The organism is uncultured Bradyrhizobium sp., assembly GCF_936943645.1.
Lineage (GTDB): Bacteria > Pseudomonadota > Alphaproteobacteria > Rhizobiales > Xanthobacteraceae > Bradyrhizobium.
The window spans coordinates 1-10,373 of the sequence record NZ_CAKZJO010000031.1 but is presented as its reverse complement, the minus strand read 5'-3'; the positions used below and the strand labels follow the sequence as shown (position 1 = coordinate 10,373).

Annotated in this window: 13 protein-coding genes and 1 tRNA gene; 3 read left to right on the top strand and 11 right to left on the bottom strand. The window is 65.8% G+C overall.

The genetic code is table 11. From position 1 onward, the window contains the following. Nucleotides 1–47: 47 nt before the first annotated feature. The 6 genes from Q0743_RS03760 to Q0743_RS03735 all read right to left on the bottom strand — a co-directional run bounded on the left by Q0743_RS03760 (nt 48) and on the right by Q0743_RS03735 (nt 4,613). Nucleotides 48–515, bottom strand: a complete 468-nt coding sequence (locus Q0743_RS03760; protein WP_298240247.1) for a low molecular weight phosphatase family protein — start codon at nt 513–515, stop codon at nt 48–50. A 6-nt stretch (nt 516–521) separates the two neighbouring features. Continuing rightward, the gene (locus Q0743_RS03755; protein WP_097662093.1) at nt 522–1,019 is read right to left on the bottom strand and encodes a UPF0262 family protein; all 498 of its coding nucleotides are present in this window, start codon (nt 1,017–1,019) and stop codon (nt 522–524) included. After that, nucleotides 1,016–2,311 carry a histidinol dehydrogenase gene (gene hisD / locus Q0743_RS03750; protein ID WP_298240246.1) on the bottom strand — a complete coding sequence of 432 codons (1,296 nt, stop codon included), beginning with the start codon at nt 2,309–2,311 and terminating at the stop codon, nt 1,016–1,018. Before hisD ends, Q0743_RS03755 begins: the two co-directional genes overlap by 4 nt. A 145-nt stretch (nt 2,312–2,456) precedes the next feature. After that, a complete protein-coding gene (locus tag Q0743_RS03745) occupies nt 2,457–2,906 on the bottom strand; it encodes a DUF2948 family protein (RefSeq protein ID WP_298240245.1) in 450 nt (149 codons plus the stop codon). An 82-nt stretch (nt 2,907–2,988) separates the two neighbouring features. Further along, entirely contained in the window at nt 2,989–3,648 is a 660-nt protein-coding gene (locus Q0743_RS03740; protein ID WP_298240244.1) for an NAD-dependent epimerase/dehydratase family protein, read from the bottom strand. A 26-nt stretch (nt 3,649–3,674) separates the two neighbouring features. Then, nucleotides 3,675–4,613 (bottom strand): SDR family oxidoreductase, encoded by a 939-nt coding sequence (locus Q0743_RS03735; RefSeq protein ID WP_298240243.1) that lies wholly within the window; start codon nt 4,611–4,613, stop codon nt 3,675–3,677. An 83-nt stretch (nt 4,614–4,696) separates the two neighbouring features. Here Q0743_RS03735 and Q0743_RS03730 point away from each other — a divergent pair, with 83 nt between their 5' ends. Then, complete coding sequence (locus Q0743_RS03730; protein ID WP_298240242.1) at nt 4,697–5,326, top strand: TetR/AcrR family transcriptional regulator; 630 nt, start codon at nt 4,697–4,699, stop codon at nt 5,324–5,326. Between the two features lie 6 nt (nt 5,327–5,332). Here the strand turns inward: Q0743_RS03730 and Q0743_RS03725 are convergent, their stop codons facing one another. From Q0743_RS03725 to Q0743_RS03705, 5 genes are all read right to left on the bottom strand, one after another. Continuing rightward, nucleotides 5,333–6,157 (bottom strand): alpha/beta hydrolase, encoded by an 825-nt coding sequence (locus Q0743_RS03725; RefSeq protein WP_298240241.1) that lies wholly within the window; start codon nt 6,155–6,157, stop codon nt 5,333–5,335. Nucleotides 6,158–6,285: 128 nt separating this feature from the next. After that, nucleotides 6,286–6,795 carry a hypothetical protein gene (locus tag Q0743_RS03720; RefSeq protein WP_298240240.1) on the bottom strand — a complete coding sequence of 170 codons (510 nt, stop codon included), beginning with the start codon at nt 6,793–6,795 and terminating at the stop codon, nt 6,286–6,288. Nucleotides 6,796–6,990: 195 nt separating this feature from the next. Further along, entirely contained in the window at nt 6,991–7,299 is a 309-nt protein-coding gene (locus Q0743_RS03715) for an EthD family reductase (protein ID WP_298240239.1), read from the bottom strand. Between the two features lie 183 nt (nt 7,300–7,482). Then, nucleotides 7,483–9,195, bottom strand: a complete 1,713-nt coding sequence (locus tag Q0743_RS03710) for a cyclic nucleotide-binding domain-containing thioredoxin-disulfide reductase (RefSeq protein WP_298240238.1) — start codon at nt 9,193–9,195, stop codon at nt 7,483–7,485. Between the two features lie 19 nt (nt 9,196–9,214). Continuing rightward, a complete protein-coding gene (locus Q0743_RS03705; protein ID WP_298240237.1) occupies nt 9,215–9,403 on the bottom strand; it encodes a hypothetical protein in 189 nt (62 codons plus the stop codon). A 317-nt stretch (nt 9,404–9,720) separates the two neighbouring features. Between Q0743_RS03705 and Q0743_RS03700 the strand changes: the two genes are divergently transcribed. Together Q0743_RS03700 and Q0743_RS03695 are read left to right on the top strand one after the other, a co-directional pair. Next, nucleotides 9,721–9,795: transfer RNA gene (locus tag Q0743_RS03700), tRNA-Thr, on the top strand. Nucleotides 9,796–9,862: 67 nt separating this feature from the next. Next, nucleotides 9,863–10,213 carry a RidA family protein gene (locus Q0743_RS03695; RefSeq protein WP_084251979.1) on the top strand — a complete coding sequence of 117 codons (351 nt, stop codon included), beginning with the start codon at nt 9,863–9,865 and terminating at the stop codon, nt 10,211–10,213. Nucleotides 10,214–10,373 lie beyond the last annotated feature (160 nt).

The following is a 10,373-nucleotide window of genomic DNA, read 5'->3' as shown; positions in this document are numbered from 1 at the left end:
TCTCCCCGCAAGCGGGGCGAGGGGGAAGAGGCGTCCGGGGCACGAGATCAGCCTGATGCCGCGCCCACCTTTGCGAAGCGCCGGCGAATCCGCATCAACAGCTGGTCACAGACCTCGCGATAGGCGGCGAGCTTCTGGTCGCGGCTGCCTTCGATGGTGGTGGGATCCTGCGTCGGCCAGTATTCGACGTCGGCCGCGAGCGTCCGCGTCAGCTCCAGCGCCTTGTGATGCGCTTCCGGCGACAGCGTGATGATAAGGTCGAAATTCAGCCCCTCCCAATCCTCCAGCTCCTCGAAGGTCTGCGGCTTGTGGCCTGAGATGTCCTGGCCGAGCTCGGCCATCACGGCCACGGCAAACGGATCGAGCTCGCCGCGCCTGGCGCCCGCCGACTTCACGTAGAGGCCCTGCGGAAACATGTGCTGCAGCAGGCTCTCGGCCATCGGCGAGCGCACGCTGTTCATCGCACAGGCGAACAGCACCGATTGCGGATCGCGTGCGCGTGGGGGCGCAGCCATCCGCTTTTAGCCTTTCCAATGAAGGACAGTAATGAGCGTGAACAGCCGGCGCGAGGTCTCGAAATCGACCCGCACCTTGCCCTTCAGCCGCTCCTGCAGCGTGCGCGATCCCTCGTCATGGATGCCGCGACGGCCCATGTCGATGGCTTCGATCTTGTCGGGGGTCGCGGTGCGGATCGCCTGGTAGTAGCTGTCGCAGATCATGAAATAGTCCTTCACGATCCGCCGGAACGGCGTCAGCGACAACAGATGCGCGACCACGGGCGTGCCGTCCTCGCGGCGGATGTCGAACATCAGGCGGTTGCCGGTGATGCCGATATGCAGCGTGAACGGGCCCTTCCCTTCGGCGCCGTCGGGCGCGAACAGGTTCTGCTCGATCAGATCGTAGATCGCGATCGCGCGCTCATGCTCGATGTCGGGGCCGGAACGGCCGATCGAGTCTTCGTCGAGCGTGACGCCCACGATGCGATTGTTGGAGTCGTCCTGTTCGGGCGGCTTTGTCATGACAGATTGAGGCGCAATCCAATCGAGCGCGAATGAGCGTCCAGCCCCTCCGCCTTGCCGAGCGTCATCGCGGCAGGTCCCAGCGCACGCAGCTGATCCGGGCCGCATTTCAGGATCGAGGTGCGCTTCATGAAGTCGTGCACCGACAGGCCTGAGGAGAATCGTGCCGAGCGTGCCGTCGGCAGCACGTGGTTGGAGCCGCCGACATAATCGCCGATCGCCTCGGGCGTATGCGGCCCGAGGAACACCGCGCCGGCGTTACGGATTTTTGCGGCGAGCGCGTCGGGGTCCACGGTCATGATCTCGAGATGCTCGGCGGCGATCGCATCCGCGAGCGGGATGCTGTCGACCAGGTTTTTCACCATGATGATGGCGCCGAAATCGGCCCAGGAAGGACCGGCGATCGCGGCGCGCGGCAGCGTCTTCAACTGCGCTTCGACGGCCTTCTCGACATCGGCGGCGAGCCGCGGCGAGTCGGTGATCAGGATCGACTGCGCACTGGCGTCGTGCTCTGCCTGCGCCAGCAGGTCGGCGGCGATCCAGTCGGCATTGCCGGTGTCGTCGGCGATGACGAGCACCTCGGACGGACCGGCGATCATGTCGATGCCGACCTTGCCGAACACCAGCCGCTTGGCGGCGGCGACATAGGCATTGCCGGGGCCGACGATTTTTGCGACCGGCGCGATCGTCGCGGTGCCGTGCGCCAGCGCGGCCACGGCCTGCGCGCCGCCGACGCGGTAAACTTCCGTGACGCCGCCGAGATGCGCGGCGGCCAGCACCAGCGGATTGAGCTTGCCGTCGGGCGAGGGCACCACCATCACGAGGCGCGAGACGCCGGCGACCCTGGCGGGCACCGCGTTCATCAGCACCGAGGACGGATAGGCCGCGGTGCCGCCCGGCACGTAGAGGCCGGCGGATTCGATTGCGGTGTAGCGCCAGCCGAGCTCGACGCCGAGCGGATCGGTGAAGCGCTCGTCCTGCGGCAGCTGGCGGCGATGATAGGTCTCGATGCGGTCGCGCGCGAGCTTGAGCGCATCCAGCGTCGCGAGCTCGCAGGCCTTCGTCGCGGCCTCGATCTCATCAGCCGTGACGCGCAAGCCGCTGGCGCTCAGAGTGAGGCGGTCGAACTTGGCGGTGGCCTCGAGCAGGGCCGCATCGCCGCGCCTGGCGACATCGTCGACGATCGCGCGCGCGGCGGCTTCGACGTCGGCCGAGACCTCGCGCTTGGTGGCGAGGAAGGCCGCGAATCGCTGGTCAAAATCGGCGCTGCTGCGGTCGAGACGAACGGGCATGTCTGGCTTGGCTTCTGGATGGTCTTCGGGGCGGATTGGCGCACCAGGTCCCCTGCTCAATGGCGCGGCGGGGAAGCGGCGTCAACCCTCGCAAGGCGCCGTCCTGGCGCAGGCCCGGGACGGTACGGCTGGTATACAGGCAACCTCACAGCTCCCCCTCGATCTCCACCCCCGTTCCCAGCGCGTCGGCCCCGAGATCGGTGAGCTCGCATTCCAGGCATTCGACGTCGAGCCGGACGGCGCCCCCTTGCGCGAACAAGAGCAGGGCGCTGCCGCCGGGCTCCGCTTCGCGCCCGTCCCGCGGGTGAAACTCGATACCGACGAGGTCCAGGACCTTGTCGGGGGCGCCCAAGTCGATGTTGCGCGATTTGCAGGCAAGCACGCGGTCGAAGCGGAGCGCGGCCACCAGCCGGCGCGGCTCGGCCTGCCCTTCCAGCGTCTGCTCCCAGTCCAGCCGACTCATCCCGACCACAAGCCGCTTCTCGGCCTGCCGCCAGATGATGTCGGAGATCTGGACACGGGCGTCCTGGACATGGGTCGAGATCACGGCGAGATCGTCGGCGTCGAGGGCGATCAGTTTGAGCTGGGGCGACATCGCCGACGCTTCTCCTCGGGAGTGGACAGGCCTCAACGCGCGCAGGCCGCGATATTTCCGCACAAACTAACGGACCGGCCGGCTAGAGGCTATTGATATCCGCCATCTCCAGCACCTTCCGCGGATACCCCTCGCGGGCGACACGGATCATGGCGCGGCCGATCTGCTCGGTCGAGGTGACGAGCTGCGGCGATATCAGCCGCAGCACCGACCAGAGCGGCCCGGTTGCGGCATAGACCGCCTGCACCCAGGCGGTCTTGGAACGGGCGCCGTGCAACGGCTGGATCGCGCCCGGCCGGAACATGTAGGCGGCCCTGAACGGCAGCTTGAGCAGATCGTTCTCGGTCTTGCCCTTGATCCGCGCCCACATCCGCGACCCCTGCTCGGTGGAATCGGTGCCGGCCCCGGTGACGTAGGTGAAGACCATCTGCGGATTGAGGCGCGCCAATGTCGTCGCCGCCGCGAGCGTCAGGTCGTAGGTGAGCTGGCGGTAGCGTTCCTCGCTCATGCCGATCGAGGAGACGCCGAGGCAGAAAAAACAGGCGTCGTAGCCGGTCAACTGCGCTTCGATCGCCGAATAGTCCAGGAAGTTGTCGTGGATGATCTCGACGAGCTTGGCGTTGCGCACACCGGTCGGGCTGCGGCCGACGACGAGCACGCGGTCGACGCCGGCATCGACCAGGCATTCGCGCAAGACGCCCTGCCCGACCATGCCGGTCGCGCCGAAGATGATGACCTTCATCGGGATGCTCCTGGCGTCAGCACGGCTCAGGCGGCGGCCGCGATCTCGTCGAAGGATATACCGGTCAACGTCGCCGAAACATCCCACAGCATGGCGGCGACAGCAAAGTCCTTCGCGTGCGGCATGATCTTCGCCGCCGCCGGCGCCCCCTTCATCTCGTAGAATCCGTTCGGACCGTAATAGCCGCCGGGCTCCGCCGCGGGCGCGGTCGCGGCGAACAGCGTCGGCAGCGCGCCTTCCGCCGCGGACTGGCTGAACAGCGGCTGCAGCAGCCGGCCGATCCGCCACTGGAACGTGTTGGCGCCCGGGCCGTTCGCGATGAGATCGGTGCGCGCAAAGCCGGGATGGGCGGCGATGCTCCTGATGCCCCAGCCTGCCGCATCGCTGCGACGCTGCAATTCGAGCGAAAACATCAGCATCGCGAGCTTGGACTGGCAGTAGGCGCGCCACGGACGATAGGAATGCTTGCCTTGCAGATCGTCGAAATTGATCGCGCCGGAGCGGTGCGCAAGGCTGGAGAGATTGACGACACGCGGCGCAGTTGCCCGGCGAAGCTGCGGCAGCAGGCGTGCCGTCAGGACGTAATGACCGAGATAGTTGGTGCCGAGCTGCATCTCGAAACCGTCCTCGGTCTCTCGCCGTTTCGGCAGCGCCATCACGCCGGCATTGTTGACGAGGAGGTCGAGCTGCTCGTTGCCGGCGGCGAAGCGCCCGGCGAAATCGGTGACGGAGGACAGGCTGGCGAGATCGAGATGCTCGTAGGCGATCAGCGCGCCTGGAAACCGCGCACAAATGCCTTCGATCGCCCGCAGGCCCTTTGCGTCGTTGCGTCCGGTGAGTATGACAATGGCACCGGCGCCCGCCAGCGCCATCGCCGTCTCGTAACCGAGGCCGCCCGTCGCTCCCGTCACGACAGCGGTCTTGCCGCTGAGCGAGGGGATGTCTGCCGTGGTCCAGTCGGTCATGCCATGTCTCCGTCCGGGCTGGAACGAGGCCCGCAATGGGTCTAAATGTGCACTGAGTGCAACTTTACAAGAGGTGACATGATTTGAAGGCTTCGAAGGTTGCCCGGAAATTGCCCGCGGACGGAAAGACCCCCGATGTCACCGGGCTGCGCCAGCGCAAGCGACAACAGACCCGCGCCCGGCTGACGCGGGCGGCGATGACGCTGTTCCTGGAGCGCGGCTTCGAAGCCACGACCATCGACGACATCGCAGCGGCGGCGGAGGTGTCGCGCCGCAGCTTCTTCCATTATTTCGCGTCCAAGGAGGACGTGGTCACCGCCTGGCAGGAGAATGCCGCCAGCGCGCTGGTCGACGAGGTCGTCGCCCGGCCCGCGGATGAATCCATGCTGACGGCGGCCGAGAATGCGATCGCCGCGGTGATCAAGCGGCTCGACCCCGCGGAAGCCGCCGCGATGTCGCGGCTCAAGCGCGACAACCCCGCGCTCCAGGTACGCGACCAGCTCAAATACGAGACGATCGAACGCGCTCTCGCCGAGGGCCTTGCCCGGCGCGGGCGAACCAAATCCGACCGGCTGAACGCCCGGCTCGTCGCCATGATCGCCACCGGCGCGATGCGCGTCGGCGGCGAGAGCTGGCTCGGCGAAGGCACGCGCGAGAAGCCGGAGGCTTTCGTCAAGCGCACCTTCGACGCGATCCGTGCGATCTTGAAGTGAGTGGCCTCACTCCCTGAAGAACGCCAGCAGGTCGGCGTTGATGGTTTCGGCGTGCGTGGTCGGCATGCCGTGGGGGAAGCCCTTGTAGGTCTTCAGGATGCCCTTCTTGAGCAGCTTGGCCGACAGCGGCGCGGAATCGGCGTAGGGCACGATCTGGTCGTCGTCGCCGTGCATCACCAGCACTGGCACGTTGATCTTCTTGAGGTCCTCGGTGAAGTCGGTCTGCGAGAACGCGACGATGCCGTCGTAATGCGCCTTCGCGCCGCCCATCATGCCCTGGCGCCACCAGTTCTGGATCACGGCTTCCGACGGTTTTGCGCCGGGACGATTGTAGCCGTAGAACGGGCCGGCAGGGAGATCGCGGTAGAATTGCGTGCGACTGGCCGCGAGCTGCTTCTGGAGATCGTCGAATACGCTCTTCGGCAGGCCGCCGGGATTGGCCGCGGTCTGCACCATCAGCGGCGGCACCGCGGACAGGATCGCGGCTTTCGCCACCCGGCTCTCGCCATGGCGCGCGATGTAGTGCACGACCTCACCGCCGCCGGTGGAATGGCCGACATGGATGGCGTTCTTGAGGTCGAGATGCGCGGTGACGGCAGCCAGGTCATCGGCATAATGGTCCATGTCGTGGCCGTCGGAAACCTGCGACGAGCGGCCATGGCCGCGGCGGTCATGGGCGATGACACGGTAGCCGTTGTTGGCGAAGAATATCATCTGCGCGTCCCAATCGTCGGACGACAACGGCCAGCCATGGCTGAACACGATCGGCTGGCCACTGCCCCAGTCCTTGTAGAAGATCTCGACGCCGTCTTTGGTGGTGATGGTGGGCATGATCGCTCTCTTTCAGTGAAGCTCTGTTGCGTTGCGCGCGAACAAGCACGCGCCGACGTTGCGCAGATAGTTGCGCGAGATCCCGAATACGACGCCTTGCACCGACCGGGATGTTGAGAATCGTGTGATCAGGCAAACGCCATCGGCTTGAAGCGGCGCCAGGCGCCGACGGTGAGCACGACGAAGAACACGAGCACGATGCCCTGCACCACCGCGAACACCGGCCCCGACGGCGGCGCCGGCGCCACGGCCGGCGCGAGCGCGGCCAAAGCCGGCACCTTGAGGAACGACTGGATCACCAGCACGAAGACGTTGAAATAGAGCGAGATCATCGCCGTCACGATGTAGACCGGACGCCAGACGCCCGCGAGCTTCATGCCGTACAGCGCGACGCAGGCGATCGCGAGCAGCACCAGCGAGATGATGCCGATGATGTGCGAGGGCAGCAGCTCCCTAGACGGGAACAGGAAGCCGGTGGCGCTGGTGAGGATCGTGAACGACAGGAAGATCGCGGTGAGGCCCGGCATCGACTTCGAGCCGAGCAGGCCGAACATGACGACGAGGCCGGCGGCGATCGCGATCAGGCTGATGACGACATGGACCATCGTGAAGGCGGGCAGGCTCAAGCCAAGGACCATGACATCTCTCCTACTCGTCCGGCATCAAAATTCAGGCGAGTAGTATTACGGTCCTCATGGGATTGCCACCTGCGTTGTCGTCACATGGATGTGCGAAGCCATGCGTCATCGTGCGAATCGACAAACGCATGGCTGAATCTTTTGCACCGCTGTCGCAAACGACGGCAGATTTTCGACGAAAGTCGAATCGAAGGCTCACACTTCCTTGGTGTCGAAGATCAGGATGTCGGCACCGCCGCTGGCGAATTTCGGCACGTCGGCGCCGGTCGCCTTGCCCTCCTCGCTGCCGAATGCGGCCTGGACCGCGGCGACGCTGTCGAAGGTGAGAACCGCGACGAGATGGATTCCGGAAGGACCCGCGGGAGAGGCGACCGGGCCCTTGCTGACGGCGTATTTCTTCAGGCCCGGGAGTTTCTTGGCGAGCGGAATGTGCGTCTCGGCATAATATTTGTCGAAGGCGGCAGCATCCTTGGGTGTCTTGTAGAGCACGACGACTTCAGCCATTTGGTCCTCCCATGTCAATTTTTGTCTTCCACGCGCGATTGGCCTCGCGAGCAGGCGATAGTCCGTGCGACGCGTCGCGTTGGCAAGCCGGATTCGACTTGCCATTCGCTTGACTTCTCCTTGACATATTTTTTTGAGCACGATCTCGGCGGAAAACCGCTTCACACTTTTCCGGACCGTGCTCTAAAGCGCCGGTTTTGCGGCGTCGCCGAGATAGCCGTGCAGGGAGGCCACGACCTGGGCGCCTTCGCCGATGGCGCCGCCGACGCGCTTGACCGAGCCGGAACGAACGTCGCCGACGGCATAGACGCCGGGCACCGAGGTCTCCAGCGGCGCCACGAGGCGACCCTGGTTCTGCTCGGACTGTGCGCCGGTGACGACGAAGCCGCCGCGATCGAGCGTCACGCCGCAGCCGTCGAGCCAGGCGGTGGCGGGATCGGCGCCGACGAACAGGAAGAGATTGCGGATGTCGGCGGAATCCTCGTCGTCGGACAGCCGGCTCTTCCAGCGGATCCGCCGCAGCAGCGCGGCCTCGTCGCCTTCGAGCGCCGTGATCTCGGTGTTGAACATCAATTCGATGTTCGGCGTCGCTTCGATGCGCTCGATGAGATAGCGCGACATGCTGGCGCCCAGGCCGCCGCCGCGGATGATCATCAGCACGCGCTTCGCATGACCCGACAGGAACACGGCCGCCTGGCCTGCCGAATTGCCGGCACCGACCAGCGCGACCTCCTCGCCGGCGCAGAGTTTTGCTTCCACCGGCGAGGCCCAGTACCAGACGCCGCGGCCTTCAAATTTGTCGAGGTTTGCAATCTCGGGCCGGCGATAGCGCGCGCCGCTGGCGACCACGACCGAACGCGAGCGCAAGGCGTCGCAGCCCTCGAGCGCCACCGCGAAGGCGCCGTCCTTGCGCGTGCAGTCGAGCGACTTCACCGTGACGGGAATCATGATGTCGGCGCCGAATTTCTGCGCCTGGGTGAAGGCGCGCGCGGTCAGGGCCTGGCCGGAGATGCCGGTCGGAAAGCCCAGATAATTCTCGATGCGCGCGCTGGCGCCGGCCTGGCCGCCAAAGGCGCGGATGTCGAGCACCGCGACGGACAATCCTTCGGACGCCGCATAGACGGCGGTGGCGAGCCCGGCCGGTCCGCAGCCGACGACCGCAACGTCATAGATGCGGCCATCCTTGGCGCCGCCGATCATGCCGATGGCGCGGGCAAGCTCGGTTTCATCGGGGTTGCGCAGCACCGCCCCGCTCGCGGCGACGACCAGCGGCCAGTCGCCGGGCTTCGGCGAATAGCGCGCGATGACCTCGGCGGCGTCGCGATCGCGCGCGGGATCGAGCAGATGATGCGGCTGGCCGTTGCGGGTGAGGAAGCCCTGCAGCCGCACCACGCCGGCGGAGTTCGACGGACCGATCAGCACGGGTCCGCCGATGCCGCCCTGGATCAGATTGACCCGGCGCAGGATCAGCGCGCGCATGATGCGTTCGCCGAGCTCGGCCTCGGCCACCAGCAGCGCGCGCAGCCGCTCCGGCGGCAGCAGCAGCGTCTCGACATCGCCCTCGGCGCGGCCGTCGACCAGCGCCGGCTGGCCCGAGAGCTGGCTGAGCTCTGCCAGGAACTGCCCCGGCCCCTGGTCGATGACAGGCGTGACGTGACCGAGCCCGTCGCGCTGGGTGATGGCGACATGGCCCTTCAGCACGACGAACATGCCCGGCCCCGGCTTGCCGGTTTCGAACAGGAACTCGCCGTCGGCGTAATTGCGGACCTCGCCGAAGTGCCTGATCCGTTCGATCTCGGCCGGCGTCAGCGTCGGAAAGGTCTGCTCGGGGCGCGTGAAGCGCGACATCAGCGCCTCACCGCCGGTTGGCTGCTGTCCGTTCTGCCCCATTGTCATTCTCGCTCGTTCCAATGTCTCAGGTGCCGGCCTTGCCGGCGGTCCCCTCATTTAGGGAACCATCTTCGTTCTGCGAGGGCTCTGCGCTTGTGGCGCGTTCGCGCGCTTGCAGCTTCCGCCGCTTGAGGTTTTCGCGCAGCGCCGATTTCAGGCGCTCGTCACGGGACGACTTCGCCTGTCTCGTGCTCTTGTCATTCTCGTCGGTCATTGCGGGTCCGATACTACCATCGCGATAACTTGCCCAGAGAATGCGGCAGCTCAAGAGGTCCCGCGCGATCCGATCGTGCGAAACTCGAAATGGACCGAATCCGCACCGTTGGCCACCTGGCCAGTTGGCGGGGGACGAGCGGCGCGCGAATCGGGGGAAAGCCGGCGGTTTCGAGCGAAAACGACGATTTCGGCCCCGATATCGGCCCGATTTTCTCGTTTTGACGGGCCAAGCGAGCTTGCACAGGAGGGGGGCTTGTGGCAGATATCGGCCCGCTTGGTAGGCCCCCTCGGGCGCCCGATTCTTCACCAGCACATGCTGCCGTAGCTCAGTGGTAGAGCACTCCATTGGTAATGGAGAGGTCGACAGTTCAATCCTGTCTGGCAGCACCATTTTCCTCCGATTGAAGCGAGCCGTCTCCGTCCGACCAGCGCGCCCGCAACCTGTACGGATGCCATCGTGATCAAACGTTCCCTGCCCTATGAAGGACTGCTCCACGAGATCGTCGAGCATAACGGCGTGCTCTATCTCGGCGGCATCGTCCCTGAAGATGCGGGGCTCGACATGGCCGGCCAGGCCGACGACGTGCTGCGACAGTTGAAGACCTTGCTCGAGGGCGCCGGCTCCGATCTCTCCTGCGTCCTGCAGGTGACCATCTTCATGGCCGATCTTTCCGACAAGGCGTCGTTCAACGAGGTATGGAAGCGCTATTTCACCGCGGACCATCTGCCCGCGCGCGCCGCCGTCGGCGTTGCGGATCTCGGCAAGGGTGTCAGGCTGGAGCTGACGGCGACCGCCGCCCGTCGCTGAGCGGCGATGCGCGAACATTCGGTTGATTCTGTGTCCGCACATGAAGCAGCGTTCTCGCGGCTGGAAGCGCCCGAGTTTTGCTCGTTTCCTTGACCCTCTTCTGTGAAGAGCAACTGGGAGGGAAGTAGACCTGCGATCAGACGGGCTCAAGGCTGGTGCT

Coding starts and splice junctions, on each gene's coding strand:
- Q0743_RS03760 (WP_298240247.1), bottom strand. CDS start 515: ATGGCTGCGCCCCCACGCGCACGCGATCCGCAATCGGTGCTGTTCGCC.
- Q0743_RS03755 (WP_097662093.1), bottom strand. CDS start 1,019: ATGACAAAGCCGCCCGAACAGGACGACTCCAACAATCGCATCGTGGGC.
- hisD (WP_298240246.1), bottom strand. CDS start 2,311: ATGCCCGTTCGTCTCGACCGCAGCAGCGCCGATTTTGACCAGCGATTC.
- Q0743_RS03745 (WP_298240245.1), bottom strand. CDS start 2,906: ATGTCGCCCCAGCTCAAACTGATCGCCCTCGACGCCGACGATCTCGCC.
- Q0743_RS03740 (WP_298240244.1), bottom strand. CDS start 3,648: ATGAAGGTCATCATCTTCGGCGCGACCGGCATGGTCGGGCAGGGCGTC.
- Q0743_RS03735 (WP_298240243.1), bottom strand. CDS start 4,613: ATGACCGACTGGACCACGGCAGACATCCCCTCGCTCAGCGGCAAGACC.
- Q0743_RS03725 (WP_298240241.1), bottom strand. CDS start 6,157: ATGCCCACCATCACCACCAAAGACGGCGTCGAGATCTTCTACAAGGAC.
- Q0743_RS03720 (WP_298240240.1), bottom strand. CDS start 6,795: ATGGTCCTTGGCTTGAGCCTGCCCGCCTTCACGATGGTCCATGTCGTC.
- Q0743_RS03715 (WP_298240239.1), bottom strand. CDS start 7,299: ATGGCTGAAGTCGTCGTGCTCTACAAGACACCCAAGGATGCTGCCGCC.
- Q0743_RS03710 (WP_298240238.1), bottom strand. CDS start 9,195: ATGACAATGGGGCAGAACGGACAGCAGCCAACCGGCGGTGAGGCGCTG.
- Q0743_RS03705 (WP_298240237.1), bottom strand. CDS start 9,403: ATGACCGACGAGAATGACAAGAGCACGAGACAGGCGAAGTCGTCCCGT.